Origin of the sequence: Roseomonas sp. E05, from assembly GCF_030063475.1 — a bacterium.
Classification (GTDB): Bacteria; Pseudomonadota; Alphaproteobacteria; order Acetobacterales; family Acetobacteraceae; genus Pseudoroseomonas.
The window spans coordinates 235,586-255,503 of sequence record NZ_JASIRT010000005.1 but is presented as its reverse complement, the minus strand read 5'-3'; the positions used below and the strand labels follow the sequence as shown (position 1 = coordinate 255,503).

Below are 19,918 nucleotides of genomic sequence, written 5' to 3'. Positions count from 1 at the left end.
GGCGCTATCCCGGCAGGCCGGCCGGCGGCAGGCTCTCCACCCGGCCGACGCTGGCCACCGCCTCCGCCAGGGCCTGGGCGGCGCGGTCGAGGTCCTCGGGCGTGTGCTCGGCCGAGACGAAGAAGCGCAGGCGGGCGGACTGCTCGGGCACGGCGGGGAAGACCACCACCTGGCTGGTCACGCCGCGCTCCAGCAGCGCGGAGGCCACCTTCGCCGTGCGGATCGAGGAGCCGAGGATCACCGGCACGATGGCCGCGCCGAGGCTGCCGCCGGTGTCGAAGCCCAGCGCCTTCAGCCGGTCGCGCAGGCCGGCGCCATTGGCCTGCAGCCGCGCCACGCGCTCCGGCTCGGCACGCAGGATGCGCAGCGCCTCCAGCGCGGCGGCGGCCAGCGGCGGCGCCAGCGCCACGGAATAGACCGAGCCCGGCGCGGTGTGCCGCAGCCAGTCGATCACGTCGGCCCGCGCCGCGATGTAGCCGCCGCAGGCCGCGAGGGTCTTGGAGAGCGTGCCCATCCAGAGATCGACGCCCGCGGGGTCCACCCCCTGCGTCTCGGCCACGCCGCGCCCGGTGGCGCCGAGCACGCCGAGGCTGTGCGCCTCGTCCACCATCAGCCAGGCGTCGTGCCGGTGGGCGATGGCGATGCAGCGGGCGAGGTCGGGGCTGTCCCCGTCCATGCTGTAGTGGCCCTCGACGAGCAGCATCGCGCGTTGCGCGCCCCGGCGGGCGGCCGCCAGCTCGCGCTCGGCGGCGTCGAGGTCGTTGTGCGCGAAGGGGATGCGGCGGGCGCCGGAGAGGCGGATGCCTTCGGTGCAGGAGTTGTGGATCGCCGCGTCATGCACCACCACGTCGCGCGGGCCCATGATGTGGCCGATGGTGGTGACGTTGGTGGCATGGCCGGAGACGAAGGTCAGCGCCGCCTCGGTGCCGTGCCATTCGGCCAGCGCCGCCTCCAGCTCGCGGTGCAGCGCCCGCTCGCCGGCGGTGATGCGCGCGCCGGAGGGCGAGACGCCGTAGCGGTCGATCGCCGCCTTGGCCGCCGCCTGCACGCGCGGGTCGCCGTTCAGGCCGAGATAGTCGTAGCTGGCGAAGTTGATCACCTCGCGGCCGCGGATATGGCTGTGCGCGCCGGCCCGCCCGTCATGCTGCTGGAACAGCGGGCTCTCCAGGTCGAGCGACTCCAGCGCGGTGCCCAGCAGGGCGAAGTCGCGCATGCCGGGCAGGGTGGTGAAGTCGCGCGCGCTGCCGGCCCCGGGGCGCGGCGCCTCGCCGCCGCGGCGCTTCGAGAGCCGTGCCAGCAGCGCCAGCCGCGCGGTGGCGGAAAGCCCGCCGCTCATTCCGCCGCCTCCGCCGGGCGCGGCTGCGCCGCCCCGCTCGGCTCGAACTGCTCGACGAGGTGGGCCACCGCATCCTCCACCGGCTGGCCGCCCGCCAGCCCTTCCGACAGCTTGCGGGCCAGCAGGTCGATGGTCAGGTCCTCCGTCACCGAGGCGAGCGGCACCGCCATGCCGAGCCGCTGCTCCAGCGCGCCGCGCAACTCCAGCCCGCCCAGGCTGTCCAGGCCCAGCCCGGCCACCGGCGCGTCGGTCGGCACCGCCTCGGCGGGCAGGCGCAGGATGCGGGCGATCTCCTCCCGCACGGTCTGCCGCAGCAGGGCGCGGGCGGCCTCCGGCGTGAGGGTCAGCAGGTGCTCGCGCAGCGCCCCGGCCTCGGCGGCCGTCTCGGCGCGGCCGCGCACCGCCTCGAAGAGCGGCTCCTCCAGCAGCGGCAGGGCGAGCCGTGCCTCCCGCCAGCCGACGCGGGCGAGGCCGAGCACCGGCGCACCGCTGGCCAGCATGGCGGGCAGGGCGGCGAGCGCCTCCGCCGCCGGCATCGGCTCCACGCCGAGGCGGCGGGCCAGCGTCTCGGCGGTGGCGGCCTGGGCGGCCAGCACCCCGGCATCGGCGATCGGCCCCCAGCCGACGGCCAGGGCCGGCAGCCCCTCGGCGCGGCGGCGGCGGGCCAGCGCCTCCAGCGCGGCATTGGCGGCGACGTAGTTGGCCTGGCCGGGATTGCCCATCGCCGTGGTGGCGGAGGAGAACAGCAGGAACAGCGCGACCGGGTCGCGCCGGGTCAGCCGGTCGAGGTGGCGCGCCGCGGTGAGCTTGGGGGCCAGCACGGCGGCGAAGCGGCGCGCGTCCAGCGCGGGGGCGGCGGCGTCGTCGAAGACGGCGGCGGCCTGCACCACGCCGACCAGCGGCGGCCCCTCGGCGCGGATATTGGCCAGCGCGCCGGCCAGCGAGGCCTCATCCGCCGCGTCCGCCGCATGGATGGTGGCGCGGGCGCCGAGCGCGGCGAGCGCGGTGACGGCGGCCTCGGCCCCCGGCGCGGCGCCGCCGCGGCGGGAGAGCAGCGCCAGGTCCGTCGCGCCGCGTGCCGCCAGCCACTTGGCGCATTCGAAGCCGAAGCCGCCGGTGCCGCCGACCACCAGGATGGTGCCGGCGGGCGGCGCCCAGGCGGCGGGATCGGGGCAACCGGCGGGGCGTGCCGGGATCGCCGGCGGGGTCAGCACCAGCTTGCCGATCTGCGCGCTGGCCTGGAGGGTGCGGAAGGCGGCCTCCACCGCCTCGGCCGGGCGGCGGGCATAGGGCAGCGGCCGCAGCGCGCCGGCGGCGAGGCGGCCGGCGATCTCCTGCAGCAGCTCGCGCGCCAGGGCCGGGCGGGCCTTGGGCAGCTGGTCCACGTCCACGCCGAAATAGGTGAGGTTGTTGCGGTAGGGCCGCAGGCCGACGCGGCGGTTCTCGAAGAAGTCGCGCTTGCCCAGCTCGACGAAGCGGCCGAAGGGCTTCACCAGCCCCAGGCTGCGCTCCATCGCCTCGCCGGCCAGCGAGTTCAGCACCACGTCCACGCCCTCCGGCCAGGTGGCGCGCAGGCGGTCGGCGAAGCCGGGGTCGCGGCTGTCCAGCACCAGCTCGGCGCCGGCGGCGCGCAGGAAGGCGCGCTTGGCGGGGGTGCCGGCGGTGGCGGCGACGCGCGCCCCGGCGGCGCGCGCCACCTGCAGCGCGGCAAGGCCGACGGCGCCGGCGCCGCCATGGATCAGCACCGTCTCGCCCGGGCGCAGCGCGGCGCAGCGCTCCAGCGCATAGACGGCGGTGAGGAAGGCGACCGGCACGGCGGCGGCGGCGGCGAAGTCGAGCCCCGCCGGGATGCGGGCGAGGGCTTCCACCCGCGTGCGGGCGCGGCTGGCCAGCGCGGCCGGGGCGAAGCCGAAGACCGCCTCGCCCGGCTGGAAGGGGCTGCCGGGGCCGGCCTGCTCGACCACCCCCGCCATCTCCATGCCCAGCGTCGGCCCGGCGAAGCCATGGACCAGCGCCTCCTCCGGCAACAGGCCCTGGGCCCACATCAGGTCGCGGAAGTTCAGCCCGGCGGCCTCGACGCGCACCACCACCTCGCCGGCACCGGGGGCGGGCAGCTCCAGCGGCTCCCAGGCCAGGCTGCCGAGCTGGCCGGACTGGCGGATGGCCAGCCGGGCCGGGCCCTGCGGCGGCGTCGGCGGGGTGGCGCCGGGGCGCAGCCGTGGCACCAGCCGGCCCTGCGGCGCCAGGTGCAGCTCCGGCTCCGGCTCGGGCGCGGTGCCGAGCAGGTCAGGCAGGAGGCGGGCCGCCGCCTGCGGACCAGGCGCCCCGCCCAGGCCGATGCGGCGCGGCTTCAGCTCCGGCATCTCGTTGGCGAGCACGCGGCCGAGGCCGAGCAGGGCGGCGGCTTCCGGCACGGTCGCGGCATCGCCCGTGACGAGGGTGAAGCTGGCGGCGCGGCCGCGCGCCGCCTCGGCCAGGGTGGTGACCTGCGCCAGGGTGGCGGGCAGCGCCTCCGGCGCCGGCGCGGCGAGCACCACCAGCGCGGCGCCCGCCAGGGCGCGCGGCGGCTGGGCCGCGGCGGCCTCCAGCGGCAGGGTGGCGACGCGCGCGCCGGCCGCCGCCAGGGCGGCCGCCAGGGCGTCGCGCATGGCCGTGCTGGCGGCGTCGGCATGGATCTGGAAGGCTGCCGCCGGGGGCGGGGCTTCGGCCGGGAGCGTGGCGGCGGCGGCGCGGCGGGCCGCCAGCAGCACCGCCGGCCAGGGCGCGGAGCCGAGCGGCGCCGCCCAGCCGCGCGCCCAGTCCGGCGCGGCGCAGGCGCTCTCCCAGGCGGCGCTGTCCGGCAGGGCGGCGCCGTCGGCCCAGCCCTCGGGATCCTGGCCGCAGGCGAAGCTCCAGGCGCGGCCGGGCAGCGGCTCGGCCAGCAGCAGCGTGCCGCCGGGGGCCAGCAGCGGGGCCAGGGCCGCCAGCAGGGCGGCGCCGCGCCGGCTGCGGGCGGCGGCGGCGATGCCCACCACCAGATCGGCCGTGAGCGCGGGGGCGGGGTCGGGCGAGGCGGGGTCCCAGGCCTCGAAGTGGAAGGCGATGCTCTCGGCATGCGCCGGGATGAAGGCGGCGCGGGCATCGCCCGGCGCGCCGGCGGCGATGTAGCGGACCGGCTTGCCGCTGGCCTCCAGCACGGCCAGCAGCGCGCGGGTCAGCGCGCCGCCCTGGGCGCCCACCTCCAGCACCCGCAGCGGCCGCTCCGCCGGCCAGGCGGCGGCCAGCGCGGCCACGGCGCGCGCCAGCACCGCGGCCAGACGCTCGAAGCCGGCCGCCTCGGGCGCGGGCAGCAGGCTTTCCGGTGCCGGCAGGCCCCCGCCCAGGGCGGCGGGCAGGCGCTCGGCGGCATGCGCCAGCCAGGCCAGCTCATGCGCCAGGGTCGGCGCCTCGGCCAGCACGGTCTGCCAGATCTCGGCGGGCGGCGGCAGCTCGCCCTCGGGCGCCAGGCGCCAGCCGGCGGGGGTGGGCTCGGCCAGCCCGTCCTCCGCCAGCGCGCGCAGCAGGCCGAGCGCGTAGGGACGCAGCCCGGGCAGCGGCAGCAGGCCCCCGGCATCCGCATCCGCACCCGCCCCGGCGCGGGCGCGCAGCGCGGCATGCGCGCTGGCAGCCACGAAGCCCTCCAGCAGCAGTGCCGCCTCGGAGAGGTCCTGCGCCGCATCCTCGGCCAGCGCGGCGCGGGTGGCGGCATCCAGGTCGGGCACCGGATCCTCGGCGGAGGGGGCGGCCAGCGTCGGCTGCGGCACGATGCGGAACAGCGCCTCCTCCGTGCCGCGGCGGGCCAGGAGCGGGATGCGCTGCATCCAGCCATCCTCCAGCCAGGCCACCACCTGGCCGCTGCCGTCGCGCAGCGCCAGGCTGTACTGGCCGCTGCGCGCGCCGCGGCGGAGCAGGTGGAGGTCGCCGCTCACCGGCACGGGGGCGTCGCGACGCAGCACCAGCCGGCCGAAGCGCACCGGCACCACGGCGCTGCCATCGGCCTCGGCACCCGTGCCGAGCAGGCCGAGCAGGCCCTGCAGGGCGCCGTCCAGCCGCACCGGATGCAGCAGCCAGCCCGCCGCGTCGGGCGGCGCCGCCTCGGGCAGCGCCAGTTGCACCAGGGCGGCCTGCCCGTCGGCGGTGCGCTGCACCGCGCGCAGCGCCTGGAAGGCGGGGCCGTAGTCGAGCTGCAGGCGGCGGGCGGCGGCCAGCGCCTCGGCGCCGCTGAGCGCCATGCCGGGCTCGCCGCGGGGCGGCGCCGCATCCGGCAGGGCGGCGAGGGTCGCCGCCGCCACCTGGCCGCGCGCATGCAGGGTCCAGCCCTCCGCCGAAAGGCGCGGGCGGCTCTCCAGCAGGAGGATATTGCCCTCCGGCTCCAGCGTGCAGCGCAGCTCGCGCGCGCTCTCGGCGGCCAGCGGCAGGGCGCGCAGGATCTGGAACTCCTGCACCTCCAGTGCCGGCGCCTCGGGGAAGCGCAGGGCGGCGACGGCCAGCGCCATCTCCAGCATGGCGGCGGCAGGCAGCACCGGCTCGCCGCCCAGGCGGTGGTCGGCCAGCCAGGGCTCCAGCGCCGTGTCCAGCAGGCGCGACCAGCGCAGCGGCTCCTGGCCCTGCCGGATGCCGAGCAGCGGGTGGTCCTGCACCGCGTCGGTCAGCCGGGTGGATTCCGGGGTGGTGGCGAACCAGTGGCGCTGCCGGTCGAAGGGGGTCGGCGGCAGGCCGCGCCGCTCGGCCGGCCCGGCGAAGGCCGGCGCGGCGCGCGGGTCGGCGCCGGCGGCGAAGGCGCGGTCGGCCAGGGCGGGGAAGGGGTCGCCGGGTGCGTCCCGGCGCGAGAGGCTGGGCAGCACCGCCGCCTCGGTCTCGGCGGCGCGCAGGCTGTCGCGCAGATAGGCCTGCAGCACCGGATGCGGGCCGATCTCGACGAAGAGCCGCGCCCCCGCCGCCGCGGCCGCCTGCACGGCGGCCTGGAAGCGCACGGGGGCGCGCAGGTTGCGCCACCAGTACTCGGCCTCGAGCGCCGGGCCGGGCAGCTTCGCGCCGGTGACGGTGGAGAGGAAGCCGCACCCCTCCGCCCGCGGCGCGAGGCCGGCGAGCTCGGCGGCGAGCGAATCGCGCACCGGGTCCATCGCCGCCGAGTGGAAGGCATAGTCGAGGTCGAGCCGCACGGCGGCCCAGCGCCGCGCCTTCGCCTCGGCCACCAGCCAGTCGATGGCGGCCTCCGGCCCGGCCAGGGTGAGCGAATCGGGGGCGTTGTAGGCGGCGATCTCCGGCCGCCAGCCGGATTCGTCGGGCGGGCAGGCGGCGAGCAGCGGGGCGAGGGCCTCGGCCGAGGCGCCGACCGCCGCCATCCGGCCGAGGCCGCGCTGCCGGTGCTGGGCGCGGGAGCGCGCCACCACCAGCCGCGCCGCCTGGGGCAGGTCGAGGATGCCGGCGGCATGGGCGGCGGCCACCTCGCCCACCGAGTGGCCGAGACAGAGATCGGGCCGCAGCCCGTGCCCGGCCAGCGCCGCCAGGATGCCGAGTTGCGCCAGGAACAGCAGCGGCTGTGCCATGTCGGTGCCGGCGAGCTGTTCGGCGGTGGCGCCCGCGGCCAGCACGGCGGCGCCGGACCAGCCGGCGAGCGGCGCCAGCACGGCGTCGGCCGCCTCGACGGCGCGGCGGAAGGCGGCGTTGTGCGCCATCGCCTCGCGCGCCATGCCGGCGAACTGCGCCCCGTTGCCGGAGAAGACGAAAGCCAGCGGCCCGGGGCGCGCCTGCCCCTGGGTCACGCCCTCCGGCCGCTTTCCGGCCAGCCAGTCGCCGAGCTGCGCGGGCAGGCTGGCGGCATCGCCGCGCAGCAGCAGCCGGTGCGCGTGCAGGTCGCGGTGGCGCACGGCGCCGCGCAGCAGGGCTGGCGTGGCGGGACGCTCCGCCAGGCGCGCCTGCCAGGAGCCGGCCAGCGCCTTCAGCGCGGCGGCGGAGCGGGCGGTCAGCACCAGCGGCGGCAGCGGGGCCTCCCCGGCTTCCGGTGCCGGGGCGGCGGCGGGCGGGGCGCCGAGCAGCGCCATGGCGTTGGTGCCGCCGAAGCCGAAGCTGTTCACCCCGGCCACGGCGCCGGGGGGCAGCGCCAGCGGCTCCAGCGCCGTGGGGATGCGGATGTTGAGCCCGCCGAAATCGATCTGCGGGTTGGGCGTGTTGAAGTGCAGGTTGGGCGGCAGGGCGCCGCGCTCCAGCACCAGCATGGCCTTGAGCAGCCCGGCCATGCCGGAGGCGGGCTCCAGATGGCCGATATTGGTCTTGATCGAGCCGACCGGCAGCGGCGTGCCGCGCCGTTGCCCCAGGGTGGTGCCGATCGCCCAGCATTCCGCCGGGTCGCCGACCTGCGTGCCGGTGCCATGCGCCTCGAAATAGGCGAAGTCCTCGGGCGAGATCCCGGCCTCGGCCAGCACCTGGCCGATCAGCGCCGCCTGCGCCTCGCGGTTCGGCAGCGAAAGGCCGATGGTGCGGCCGGCGGCGTTGCTGCCGGTGGCCAGGATGACGCCGCGCACCGCGTCGCCGGCCGCGAGCGCCGCGGCGAGCGGCTTCAGCACCACCACGCCGGCGCCCTCGCCGCGCACATAGCCATCCGCCGCGGCATCGAAGGCCTGGCAGCGGCCGCGCGCGGAGAGCATGCCGGCGCGGGAGAAGCCGGTGAAGGCGAAGGGCGAGAGCAGCAGCTGCACGCCGCCCACCAGCGCCGCCTCGACCCGGCCGGCGCGCAGCGCGGCGACCGCCGCGTCCAGCGCCACCAGGGAGGAGGAGCAGGCGGTGTCCATCGTCTGGCCCGGGCCGTGCAGGTCGAACACGTTGGTCAGGCGGTTGGCCAGAATCGACAGCGTGTTGCCGGTCATGAAGTAGCGATCGGCGCCGGAGACGTCGCCCAGCCGCAGCTCGGCATAGTCGGTCGAGGAACCGCCGACCCAGACGCCGACCGCCCGCCCGGCGAGCTGGCCGGCCGGCCAGCCGGCATCCTCCAGCGCCTCGGCGGCGACCTCCAGCAGCAGGCGCTGCTGCGGGTCCATCTCCGCCGCCTCGCGCGGGGAGAGGCCGAAGGCGGGCGCGTCGAAGCCGCTGATGTCGCCGAGATGCGCCGCGGCGAAGCTGTAGCTGCGGCCCGGCTCGCTCCTGCGCGGATGGTGGAAGGCGGCCTGCGTGAAGCGATCGGCCGGCAGGGTGCCCACCGCGTCGCCGCCGCGCGCCAGCAGCTCCCACAGGGCCTCCAGGCTGGGCGCGCCCGGCAGGCGGCAGGCCGCCCCCACGATGGCGACGGCATCGGTGTGGCGCGCGGCGGCGCCTGGAGGGCTCGTTCCGTTCCTCATTCCATCTGCTCAGCCGGCCGTTTCGGGCACTTGCGTGCGAGGGGGGCATCAGGCCCCGTCTGGGTGTGGCCGTGTGGAAGGGGGTGGGCAGGCGCCCGCCACCCTCCGGCGTTCATGGCATGGCTTCGTCCCGCGCCGCAACGAGACCGCCGGCTTCCCCGGCCCAGCCCTTGTCGCGGCGCCCGCCCCAGCGGGAGGGCAGGCTCCTCCCGGCATGCTGCCGGAGCGACGGGCCGGGCCGGGCCGGCTCCGTCACCTGCGCCAGCAGCGCATCCACCAGGCGGAAGTGGTCGTCCCAGCGCGGCGCCCGCCAGCCTTCCAGCCGCTGGAGCTGCGCGACGCGCCGGTCGCTGTCCAGCGCGGCATAGTCGGTCACCGCCTGGCGCCAGGCCTGCCCGTCCAGCGGGTCGAGGTAATCCGGCACGGCGCCGCCGACCTCGCGCAGCGCCGGCAGGTCGGAACAGACCACCGGCACGCCCATGGCCAGCGCCTCGGCCAGCGGCAGGCCATAGCCCTCGGCGAAGGAGGGGAAGAGCAGCGCCCGTGCGCCCTGCATCAGCTCGGCCACCATGCGGTCGGGCAGCTGGCCGACCTCCTGCACCACGCCGTGCAGCGCGGTGCAGCGTTCCAGGATGTCGACGACGTTCTCGTTCTCCCAGCCGCGCTTGCCGATGATCAGCAGGCGCGGCGTGCTGGCGCCGTGGACGCGCGCCAGCTCCCGCCAGAGATGCAGCAGCAGCAGGTGGTTCTTGCGCGGCTCGATGGTGCCGAGAGCGACGAAATAGGGGTCGAGCGGGGTGGTGGGCCCGCCGGGCCCCGCGTGGTCGATGCCGAGCGGCGCGACCAGCACCGGCGGGGCCTTGGCGCGGCTGACCAGATGCGGCTCCAGCGCGGTGGCGGTGGCGGCCGAGTTGACGATCACCCCATCCGCCAGGGTGGCGGTGGTGCCGATGCGGCGCAGGTGCTTCTCGGCCTGGCCGGGGCGGGCGTATTCCGGATGCGTCACCGGGATCAGGTCGTGGATCAGCGGCACGAAGGCGCAGCCGGCGCGGCGCAGCGCCTCGATCGGGCCGCTGCGGTCCAGCGCCTGGTGGGAGACCAGCAGGAAGGCGATCCGGCGCCGGGAATGCAGCAGGCGCGCGAGTTCGGTGCGGCCGAAGCCGAGCAGCAGCCGCCCGCGCCCCAGCGCGCCGACACGCGCGGCGCGGCGGAAGGCGGGACCGCTGGCGATGCCGGTGCTCCAGGCCTCGCTCAGCGCCGCCACCAGATCCGCCACCAGGCGGCGGGGCAGCATGGCGAAGCCACCCTGCACCTCCTGCCCGACGAAGGAGCAGCGTTCCGGCGAGGCCGCCAGCCAGTGGCGGGCATAGGCCAGCTCGACGCGATCGATGCCCGAGGGAGTCCGCTTGCGCCCGCATCCCAGCAGGCGGGATACGTCCAGGATCACATGGGGGCCGTTGTGGCGCAGCTCAGCGTGCATTATCGGACCTCAGGGAGCACGGTTCCGCCACATCGCGGCAGGAGAACTGTGACCGCCGGAATTCTACGTTGCGGATGCGAAGGCAGCACTCTCACAATCTTGTGTAGAATGCTTGCCCCGTCAAACGCAATCGCAACCCTGATCGTTTTGCTGCGTTTGCAGTCTTAATATTCAGAAATTGCCCGGATTCATGGTGACTGTAGCATGACCGTGGCTAATCCGCCTCCGGTGCGATGACATTGCTGTTACGCTCCTCCACCAGCACGTCGCGCATGGTCTCCGCGCTCTTGCGGCGGATGTCCTCGAAGGCCTGCGGCGTGTGGAAGGCGCTGTGCGGCGTGACGATCAGCCGCCCCGCCAGCCAGGGCTCGCGCGCCCGGTAGGCGGCGAGCAGCGGGTGCACCGGCTCCTTCGGCGGCTCCTCCGGCAGCACGTCGAGCCCGGCACCGGCCAGCCGGCCATCCCGCAGGCAGGCGGCCAGCCCGTCCAGGTCGAGGATGGGACCGCGGGCGGTGTTCACCACCACCGCGCCCTGCGGCAGCTGGCGCAGCGCCGCCTCGTCGAGCAGCCCGCGCGTGTGGCGGGTCAGCGGCGTGTGGATGGAGAGCACGTCGCTCTGCGCCAGCAGCTCGGCCAGGCTGCGGACGCGCCGGATGCCGAGCGCGCGGTCCACGCCGTTGGGCAGGAAAGGGTCGTGGAACAGCACCCGGAAGCCGAAGGCCTTGGCGCGCAGCGCCACCGCCGTGCCGATCCGCCCCAGCCCCAGGATGCCGAAATTCTGCGTCTCCGCCCGCTGCACGAGCGGGGTCTCAAGATACTGCCAAGCCGCCGGCGGCTCCGCCCGCTGCAAATCGTGGTGCAGAGCGATACCGCGGCGCAGCGTCAGGGCGAGCGCCATGGCATGGTCGGCCACCTCGGTGGTGCCGTAGTCCGGCACGTTGCAGACCGTCACGCCGCGGGCGGCGAGCGCCGGGCGGTCCAGCCGGTCGTAGCCGACGCCCATCCGCACCACCACCTTCAGCCGGGGAAAGCGCGGGAGCTGGCTGCCCGGCAGCCAGTGCCGGAAGATGAACAGGCCATCCGCCTCGGCGCAGAGCGAATCGGGCAGTTCCTCGACGCCGCCGCGCCCGCCGCCGCGGATCACGCGCACGCCGGGCCCGAGGATCTCCTGCTCCAGCGCGGTGTCGGGGTAGAGGCCTTCCGGCTCCAGTACGGTGAGCATCGTCGTTTTCCGTCCCTTTGCGGCTTTGTTGCTGCGCGAAGGATGCGGGGGTGGCCTTGGGGGCGCAAGGGAGCCGGCCTATCCTGCCGCGCCCGAGCTGAGGAGAGGGACGGAGATGGCGCAGCGCTGCATCCTGGTGACCGGAGCCTCCAGCGGCATCGGCGCCGCCACCGCCCGCGCGCTGGCCGCGCCGGGCACCGCCCTCGCCCTGCACGCCCGCGGCAACCGCGAGGGCGCCGAGCGCACCGCCGAAGCCGTGCGCGCGCAGGGCGGCGAGGCGGCGGTGCTGCTGGCCGACCTCAGCGAGGCAGGCGCGCCGGAGCGGCTGGTGCGGCAGGCCGCCGAGGCGCTGGGCGGGCTGGACGTGCTGGTCTCCAACGCCGGCTTCGCCGACCGCACCCCGGTCGCGGAACTGACCGACGCGGCCTTCGCGCGCAGCCAGGACACCATCCTCTGGGCGCTGTTCCGCCTGGCCCGCGCCGCCGGGCCGCTGCTGGCGGCGGGGCGGGCGCCGCGGCTGGTGGCCGTCTCCTCCTTCGTGGCGCACAATTTCCGCACCGACAGCACCGTCTTTCCCGCTTCCGCCACCGCCAAGGCGGGGGTGGAGGCGCTGGTGAAGGCGCTGGCGCTGGAATGGGCGCCGGCCGTGACGGTCAACGCCGTGGTGCCGGGCTACACGCGCAAGGATGCCGGCGCCCATGCGGCGCTGGACACCAGGGCCTGGGAGGCGGTGATCGCCCGTATCCCGATGCGCCGGCTCGGCGAGCCGGATGACGTGGCGCGCGCCATTGCCTTCCTGGCCTCGGAGGGCGCCGGCTACATCACCGGCCAGTGTCTGCATGTGGATGGCGGGGTGGTGATCTGAGGCGGCGGCGCCTGCCGGCCCGGCGGGGCGGGGGAATCGCCAGCGCGGGGCGGCCTGGCGTATAAGCCCGCCGGACTGGTTGCATCCCGCAACGAAACCGCGCTGCCCGCCTGGCAGGGCTGTCGGCAGGAAAAGGGACCGCAGGATGACGGACGAGCTTGTCCTCTATACGCACCCCATGTCGCGCGGGCGGATCGTCCGCTGGGTGCTGGAGGAGATCGGTCAGCCCTACCGGGCCGAGATCGTCGAGTACGGGCCGGCGATGAAGGCGCCGGCCTTCCGCGCGATCAACCCGATGGGCAAGGTGCCGGCCCTCCGGCATGGCGGGACCATCGTAACCGAGACGGCCGCCATCTGCGCCTATCTTGCCGATGCCTTCCCGGCGGCGAAGCTGGCCCCCGCGCCGGATGACCGGCGGCGGGGCTCCTATTACCGCTGGCTCTTCTTCGGTGCCGGCCCGGTGGAGGCGGCGGCGACGAATGCCTCTCTCGGCTTCGTCGTGCCGGAGGGGAAGCAGGTCATGGTCGGCTATGGCCGGCTCGCCGAGGTGCTGGACGTGCTGGAAGGCGCGGTAGGTCAGGGTGACTACCTGCTCGGCGACCAGTTCACCGTGGCGGACATGTATCTCGGCTCGCAGATCGGCTGGGGGATGATGTTCGGCACGATCGAGCGGCGCCCGGCCTTCGAGCGCTACTGGGAGCGCCTCGCCGCGCGCCCGGCCGCGCAGCGCGCGCGGCAGATCGATGACGCGCTGATGGCGGAGCGGGGCGAGGCGACCACGCCGGAATAGGCGCCCGGCCCGCTCGTGTCCTGCCCGCGAAGTGCGCGGGATTTCCCGCATACTTCGCGATCAGGGCACCGGAGCATTTTCCGTTCGCTCTGGCTCCCGGAAAACGCTCCAGCCGTTTGTTTTGGCGAGCATCTTTACCCGTTCCGGTGATGCCATTCGGAACGGGATCTGTTTTAGCCCTCGACCAGCGCGCCGGGGAAGACCGCGCCGCTGCCGCCATCGGCGATGCCGAGATCCGTGACATGCGGGCCGGCATTGCAGGCCAGGGTGGCGCCGACCACCGCCTTGAAGACGCGGTAGGGCGGCTGCCATTCCGCAATCTCGTCGGCGGCGGCGCGCAGCGCGGTGAACTGCGCCGCCACCTGCTCCGCCGGTGCGTCGGAAAGCAGGCCGCAGACCGGCAGCGGCAGCACGGCCCGCACCGCGCCCCCGGCCGCCACGGCCATGCCGCCGCCGCAGGCGATCAGCGCGTTGGCGGCGGCGGCCATGTCGGCCGGGTCATGCCCGAAGACGCAGAGATTGTGGCTGTCATGCGCGACGGTGGTGGCCAGCGCGCCGCGCCAGGCGCCCCAGCCCTCCAGCACGCCGAGCACCGGCCGCGCCGGTGCCAGCCCGTGGCGGTGGATGACGGCGAGGAGGGTGGCCTCCGGTGGCAGCACCGCCCGGCCCTCGCGCACGGGCACGGTGAGCTCGCCCCACTGCGTGAAGCGCGGGTTCACCACGCTGCGCAGCCGCGCCATATCGCCGGAGGCGGCGAGGTGGAAATCCGCCGGCGCGAGCGGCGCCAGCTTCATCGTGCCGCGCAGCCCCGGCGGATCGGCCGGCGGCAGCGCGGCGGCAAGGCGGCCGCCCTCCGCCACCAGGGCGCCGGAGGCGAAGACCTGCTCCACCCCGAGCGACTCCAGCCCGTCCAGCACCACGAGGTCCGCCCGCCGGCCCGGTGCCACCAGGCCGAGGTCGCGCCGGCCGAGCCGCATCGCGGCGTTCAGCGTGGCCGCGCGCAGCGCCTCCAGCGGCGGCATGCCATGGCGCGCCAGCCGGCGGAGCAGGTCGATCATGCCGCCTTTCGCGACAAGATCGTCGGGGAAGACGTCGTCGGTGCAGAGGGTGAGGGTCTGCGGGTAGCGGGGCAGGGCGTTCAGCGCCGCCACCGCCTCGGGCAGGATGTAGTCATGGCTGCCGCGCAGCTCGACGGTGAAGCCGGCGCGCAGCTTCTCCAGGAGGTCGGCGCCGGAGGTGATCTCGTGGTCGGACTCGATGCCGGCGGCCGCGAAGCCCTGCAGGCCCGGGCCGGTGAGGCTGCGCGCATGGCCGCAGACCAGCTTGCCGCTGGCCAGCCCGGCGCCGACGATGCCGGCCATGCGCGGGCTGCGCTCCAGCACGCCGCGCATGTCCATCACCTCCGCCACGCCGGCGATCTCCGGCCAGGACAGCATCTCGGCCAGCTCGGCGGGGCCGAAATCGGCGCCCGCGCGCTCCAGCCCGGGCGCGGAGGGCACGCAGGAGGGCGCCAGCACCAGCGCGCGCAGCGGCAGGCCGCGCAGCGCGTCGATCGCCCAGCGCAGGCCGTCCAGCCCGGCGACGTTGCCCAGCTCGTGCGGGTCCCAGCAGATGGTGGTGGTGCCCTGCGGCAGCACGGTCTCCGCATAGCGGCGCGGCGTGACCATCGAGCTTTCGACATGCATGTGCGTGTCGATCAGCCCCGGCGCGATGATGCGGCCCGGCACCGGGCGGCGTGCCGCCGCGTCGCTGTGGGTGCCAGGGGCATGGACGCTGGCGATGAGCGGCCCCACCAGGCCGATATCGGCGGCGCGCAGCTCGCCGGTGGCCATGTCGGCGACCTGGCCGCCGGTGAGCAGGAGGTCGAACGGGGCCTCGCCGCGCGCGGCGCGCACCGCGCGGTCCCGCAGGGCGGGGTCATGCAGATCGGCTTGGGTCATGGCCTGTGCTGCCTTGGCGTGTCGCCGCGCTGGGTAGAGCCGCAGGGCAGCGCAAGGCAAGCAGGCCGCAGAAAGGCCGGGGAAAGGCTGGGGGAATGAATTCCCCCAGACCCCCTTCTTTCTTCTGTCAGTTCCGGCGTGGGCGGGAAGCGCAGCGCCAGAATGGCAAAAGGAAGATGGGTCAGACCCATAAGGGTTGACCGGGGAATCTTTCCCCGGCCTTCAGTGCTTGCGCAGGCAGCCACGCATGAACTCCTTGCGGGGCGCGCCATGCAGGTTCTGGCTGCGCGCGGTGGCGTTGCAGCTGCGCATCCGCTCCTGCTGCGCCAGGCGCGCGGGGGAGGGCGGGCGGTGCTGGGCGGCGGCGCGTGCGGCCTCCCCGGCGGCCTTGTCGCGCGCCAGGGCCGGAGTGGCGCAGGCCACCGCCATGGCGGTGAGAAGGAACAGAAGCGGCTTCAAGCGAGGGCTCTCCATGAACGCAGCGGTTGTATAACGGAAGGCCGGGCCTGCCTCACCGGAGAATGCAGAGGGGCGAAAGCGGGAAGTCGGATTTCCTGCGAGGCTGGACTTCCGGCCTTCGGTGCCGGCGCGGGCCGAGCCCCTGCCCGGCACCGAAGCCGGGGATGGCCGCCGCCATGCGGTTTCACTCAGCCCGCGCCACCCGATCGCCCACGCGCGCCTCCCCGCCGGCCAGGATGCGCGCCGTGATGCCGCCATGCCCGCGGACGGCGTTATAGCCGCCGATGCCCAGGATCACTTCCATCCGCGAGCAGGGCTGGCATTCTCCCGTCACCTCCAGGACCGCACTTCCCAGCCTGATCCGCTGGCCCTTCAGCGCCAGGAGGTTGATGCCGGAGACGACGACATTCCGCCGCAGAAGCTCCGGCCCGACCGTCTCGCGGCCCAGATAGCTGGCGATCGCGGCCAGATCCTCGGCGCCGATGAGGGTGACCTGCCGCGCACGGTTGGTGCGGCTGCTGTAGCGGTCACCGGCCAGGCCGGTCTCCGGATCGAGCGCCGCCGCCTGCGCCACGAGCGGCTCCCGCCGGGCGGGGCGCACCCCGATCCAGCAGACGCGGCCCGGCCGCATCGGCGCCGCCAGAAGCCGCGACAGGGGCGAGAGAGGGTTCATCAAGGGGCCGGTCGTCCTTCCTGTCCGAGGCATCGGCGCTGATCATAAGGGGCCGCGGCGGGGGCGCGGGATTCTCTCCTCCGCCAGGGAGCCTTTTCCGCGCCTGCTCCCCGGGGCAGGGCAGGGGGGGGCCGGGCGGGCCGGGCATCGCGCGACCGTCCCATGATCCTCGAAAGGACGTTGCGATGCCGCTTGCCTCCTGATAATACGATATTCCTCGAAGAGTGGAGGAGTTGGGATGGAGCCGAAACAGGCTGCGGCGGCCCTGGGGGCGCTGGCCCATGAGCACCGGCTCGCCGCCTACCGGCTTCTCGTGGAGGCGGGTCCGGAGGGATTGCCCGCCGGCGCCATCGCCGAGCGGCTGGGGACCCCCTCCTCGACGCTGACCTTCCACCTCCAGCAGCTCCGGCATGCCGGGCTGGTCACGCAGCGCCGCCTCAGCCGCCAGATCATCTATGCCATGGCCCCGGCGGCGATGAACGCGCTGGTGGCCTACCTGACCGAGAACTGCTGCGGCGTGCAGGCAAGCTGCACCCCCGCCTGCGAGCCGGCCGCCTCGGCCGCCCGCTCCCGCAAGACCCCCGCCGCCTGAGGGCACCGCCATGGCCGACCACGTCTACAACGTGCTGTTCCTGTGCACCGGCAACAGCGCCCGCTCCATCCTGGCCGAGAGCCTCATGGACCACTGGGGCAGGGGCCGTTTCCGCGGCTTCAGCGCGGGCTCCTTCCCCAGGGGCGCCGTGCGTCCGGAAGCCCTGAAGGTGCTCGCCGAGCCGGGCATGCGCACGGAAGGTCTGCGCCCGAAGTCCTGGGATGAGTTCGCCGCGCCGGGCGCGCCGGTGATGGACTTCGTCTTCACCGTCTGCGACCAGGCGGCGGGCGAGGTCTGCCCGGTCTGGCCCGGCCGGCCGGTCACCGCCCATTGGGGCATCCCGGACCCGGCGGCCGTGGACGGCTCGGAGGCCGAGCGCATGCTCGCCTTCCGGGCGGCGTTCCGCGCGCTGGAGACCCGCATCAGGCTGTTCCTGAGCCTGCCCATCGCCTCGCTCGACCGCCTGGCGCTGACCAGGAAGGTCGAGGAGATCGGCCGCCTCAGAACCGACACCGCCGAGGGGAAGGCATCGTGACCGTCACCATCTACCACAACCCGGCCTGCGGGACGTCGCGCAACGTCCTGGCCCTGATCCGCAACAGCGGCGAGGAGCCCGAGGTCATCGAGTACCTCAGGACCCCGCCCTCGCGCGCGGAGCTGGCCGGCCTGATCCGCCGCATGGGCGTGCCGGTGCGCGACGTCCTGCGCCAGAAGGGCACGCCCTATCAGGAACTCGGGCTCGGCGACCCGTCCCTGACCGACGACCAGCTGCTCGACGCCATGATGGCGCACCCCATCCTCATCAACCGGCCCATCGTGGTGACCCCGCTGGGCGTGAGGCTCTGCCGGCCCTCCGAGGCGGTGCTCGACATCCTGCCGAACCCGCAGCGCGGCGCCTTCGCCAAGGAGGACGGCGAGCCGGTGGTGGACGCCGCCGGGCGGCGCGTCTCCAAGGGAGAGGTCGCATGAGCGCCTCGGCAGAGGGCGAGGCCGCCCTCCGGCGCCGCCGGGCGGCGATGGGCAGCTTCGAGCGCTACCTGACCCTCTGGGTCGCGCTCTGCATCGTCGTGGGCATCGCGCTCGGCGCCGTGCTGCCGGGGCCGTTCCAGGCGCTCGGCCGCATGGAGGTGGCGCAGGTCAACATCCCCGTCGCCCTGCTCATCTGGGCGATGATCGTGCCGATGCTGCTGCGGGTGGACTTCGGCGCCATGGGCCAGGTCACGCGCCACTGGCGCGGCATCGCCGTGACCCTCGGGGTGAACTGGCTGGTGAAGCCCTTCTCCATGGCGCTGCTGGGCTGGCTCTTCATCGGCTGGCTGTTCCGGCCCTGGCTGCCGGAGAACCAGATCGACAGCTACATCGCCGGCCTCATCCTGCTGGCGGCGGCGCCCTGCACGGCGATGGTGTTCGTCTGGTCCCGCCTGACGGAGGGCGAGCCGAACTTCACGCTCAGCCAGGTGGCGCTGAACGACGCCATCATGGTGGTGGCCTTCGCGCCGGTGGTCGGCCTGCTGCTCGGGCTCTCCGCCATCACCGTGCCCTGGGACACCCTGCTGCTCTCGGTGGTGCTCTACATCATCCTGCCGGTGATCGCGGCGCAGCTCTGGCGGCGCTCGCTGCTCGCCACCGGCGGCGAGGCGGCCCTGCAGCGGGTCCTGAAGGCGCTGCACCCGGTCTCGCTGGTCGCGCTGCTCGCCACCCTCGTGCTGCTCTTCGGCTTCCAGGGCGAGCAGATCCTGGCGCAGCCGCTGGTGATCCTGCTGCTCGCGGTGCCCATCCTCATCCAGGTCTATGCCAATGCGGGCCTCGCCTACCTGCTGAACCGGCAATGCGGCTCGGCGCACAGCGTCGCGGGGCCCTCCGCGCTGATCGGCGCCAGCAACTTCTTCGAGCTGGCGGTCGCGGCCGCGATCAGCCTGTTCGGCTTCGAGTCCGGCGCCGCGCTGGCCACCGTGGTCGGCGTGCTGGTCGAGGTGCCGGTGATGCTCTCGGTGGTCCACATCGTCATGCGCAGCCGCGCCTGGTACGAGCGCGGGGCGGGCCGGGCGGCGGTCCGCTAGGCCCGCGGATGGCGGAGACCCAGGCCAGGCAGGTCGTCGTCATCGGCGGCGGCCAGTCGGGCCTCGCCATCGGCTATTTCCTGCGCCGCGCGGGGCTCGACTTCGAGATCCTGGACGCAAGCCCGCGGCCGGGGGGCGCCTGGCCCTCGGCATGGGAGTCCCTGCACCTGTTCTCCCCGGCCCAGTGGAGCTCCCTGCCGGGCTGGCCGATGCCGCCCGTGCCCGGCGGCGGATATCCCGGCCGGGACCACGTCGTCGCCTACCTGGCCGCCTACGAGGAACGCTACCGGCTGCCGGTCCGGCGGCCGGTCCGGGCGGAGGCCGTCGGACGCGCGGGGGACCGGCTGCTGGTCCGGACGGCGGCGGGGAACTGGACGGCGGCGGCCGTGGTCAGCGCGACGGGAGGCGCGGGCCGTCCCTTCATCCCGGACTATCCAGGCGCCCGGACGTTCCGCGGGCGCCAGCTGCACTCCTCCGCCTACCGCGCGCCAGGCGAGTTCGCGGGGCGGCGGGTGCTCGTAGTGGGCGGCGGCAACTCGGGGGCGCAGATCCTGGCCGAGCTGTCGCAGGTGGCGGAGGCGACCTGGGTCACGCCGGAGCCGCCCACCTTCCTGCCGGACGAGGTGGATGGCCGCGTGCTGTTCGAGCGGGCGACCGAGCGCGTCCGGGCGCAGCAGGAGGGCCGCGACCCCGGGCCCTCGCGGGGCGGCCTGGGTGACATCGTCATGGTGCCGCCGGTCCGGCAGGCGCGCGACCGCGGGGCCCTGCGCAGCGTCCGGCCCTTCCTCCGCTTCGAGCCGGAGGGCGTGGTCTGGCCGGACGGGAGCAGGACGCGCGTGGAGGCGGTCATCTGGTGCACCGGCTTCCGCCCCGCCCTGGAGCACCTGGCCCCGCTCGGGGTGCTGGAGCCGGACGGGCGGGTCGCCGTCCGGGGCGGCCGGTCCGTCCGCGAGCCCCGGCTCTGGCTGCTCGGCTACGGCGACTGGACCGGCATGGCCTCGGCCACCCTCGCCGGGGTGACGCGCGCGGCGCGATCCGCCGCGCGGGAGATCCAGGAGGCGCTAGGCTGAGAACCCGGTCGGGAATGGCGGGGAGGGGCGGAGAGCGGGCGTCCGGCAACGGCCGCTTGTCATGTACAACGATCGCTTT

14 protein-coding genes are annotated in these 19,918 nt (G+C 75.3%); 7 read left to right on the top strand and 7 right to left on the bottom strand.

The features are described from left to right. Positions 1–4 precede the first annotated feature (4 nt). The 4 genes from QMO56_RS08205 to QMO56_RS08190 form a co-directional block, all read right to left on the bottom strand. Complete coding sequence (locus tag QMO56_RS08205) at positions 5–1,336, bottom strand: aminotransferase class I/II-fold pyridoxal phosphate-dependent enzyme (protein WP_283524819.1); 1,332 nt, start codon at positions 1,334–1,336, stop codon at positions 5–7. After that, a complete protein-coding gene (locus tag QMO56_RS08200) occupies positions 1,333–8,688 on the bottom strand; it encodes a type I polyketide synthase (protein ID WP_283524818.1) in 7,356 nt (2,451 codons plus the stop codon). Before QMO56_RS08200 ends, QMO56_RS08205 begins: the two co-directional genes overlap by 4 nt. 112 nt (positions 8,689–8,800) lie before the next feature. Further along, positions 8,801–10,168: a glycosyltransferase family 1 protein gene (locus QMO56_RS08195; RefSeq protein ID WP_283524817.1), complete on the bottom strand. Its 1,368-nt coding sequence runs from the start codon at positions 10,166–10,168 to the stop codon at positions 8,801–8,803. A 214-nt stretch (positions 10,169–10,382) separates the two neighbouring features. Next, positions 10,383–11,390 (bottom strand): C-terminal binding protein, encoded by a 1,008-nt coding sequence (locus tag QMO56_RS08190; RefSeq protein WP_283524815.1) that lies wholly within the window; start codon positions 11,388–11,390, stop codon positions 10,383–10,385. A gap of 115 nt (positions 11,391–11,505) precedes the next feature. Between QMO56_RS08190 and QMO56_RS08185 the strand changes: the two genes are divergently transcribed. Continuing rightward, complete coding sequence (locus tag QMO56_RS08185) at positions 11,506–12,255, top strand: SDR family NAD(P)-dependent oxidoreductase (protein WP_283524813.1); 750 nt, start codon at positions 11,506–11,508, stop codon at positions 12,253–12,255. Positions 12,256–12,400: 145 nt separating this feature from the next. Further along, positions 12,401–13,045, top strand: coding sequence for a glutathione S-transferase family protein (locus QMO56_RS08180; RefSeq protein WP_283524811.1), 645 nt, complete (start codon positions 12,401–12,403; stop codon positions 13,043–13,045). A 173-nt stretch (positions 13,046–13,218) separates the two neighbouring features. On the opposite strand, the gene QMO56_RS08175 is transcribed toward QMO56_RS08180, so the two are convergent. The 3 genes from QMO56_RS08175 to QMO56_RS08165 all read right to left on the bottom strand — a co-directional run bounded on the left by QMO56_RS08175 (position 13,219) and on the right by QMO56_RS08165 (position 16,117). Beyond that, positions 13,219–14,985 (bottom strand): adenine deaminase, encoded by a 1,767-nt coding sequence (locus tag QMO56_RS08175; protein ID WP_283524809.1) that lies wholly within the window; start codon positions 14,983–14,985, stop codon positions 13,219–13,221. A gap of 222 nt (positions 14,986–15,207) precedes the next feature. After that, positions 15,208–15,444, bottom strand: coding sequence for a PsiF family protein (locus QMO56_RS08170; RefSeq protein WP_283524807.1), 237 nt, complete (start codon positions 15,442–15,444; stop codon positions 15,208–15,210). A 184-nt stretch (positions 15,445–15,628) separates the two neighbouring features. Beyond that, positions 15,629–16,117, bottom strand: a complete 489-nt coding sequence (locus QMO56_RS08165; RefSeq protein WP_283524805.1) for an MOSC domain-containing protein — start codon at positions 16,115–16,117, stop codon at positions 15,629–15,631. Positions 16,118–16,355: 238 nt separating this feature from the next. On the opposite strand from QMO56_RS08165, the gene QMO56_RS08160 reads away from it, so the two are divergent. The 5 genes from QMO56_RS08160 to QMO56_RS08140 are packed head-to-tail and all read left to right on the top strand — an operon-like array spanning position 16,356 to position 19,839. Further along, positions 16,356–16,709: a helix-turn-helix transcriptional regulator gene (locus QMO56_RS08160; RefSeq protein ID WP_283524803.1), complete on the top strand. Its 354-nt coding sequence runs from the start codon at positions 16,356–16,358 to the stop codon at positions 16,707–16,709. Between the two features lie 10 nt (positions 16,710–16,719). Next, positions 16,720–17,244, top strand: coding sequence for an arsenate reductase ArsC (locus tag QMO56_RS08155; protein WP_283524802.1), 525 nt, complete (start codon positions 16,720–16,722; stop codon positions 17,242–17,244). Next, a complete protein-coding gene (arsC, locus tag QMO56_RS08150) occupies positions 17,241–17,678 on the top strand; it encodes an arsenate reductase (glutaredoxin) (protein ID WP_283524800.1) in 438 nt (145 codons plus the stop codon). Before QMO56_RS08155 ends, arsC begins: the two co-directional genes overlap by 4 nt. Then, positions 17,675–18,769, top strand: coding sequence for an ACR3 family arsenite efflux transporter (gene arsB, locus QMO56_RS08145; protein WP_283524799.1), 1,095 nt, complete (start codon positions 17,675–17,677; stop codon positions 18,767–18,769). Before arsC ends, arsB begins: the two co-directional genes overlap by 4 nt. An 8-nt stretch (positions 18,770–18,777) precedes the next feature. Then, positions 18,778–19,839: an ArsO family NAD(P)H-dependent flavin-containing monooxygenase gene (locus tag QMO56_RS08140; RefSeq protein ID WP_283524797.1), complete on the top strand. Its 1,062-nt coding sequence runs from the start codon at positions 18,778–18,780 to the stop codon at positions 19,837–19,839. Positions 19,840–19,918: the final 79 nt, after the last annotated feature.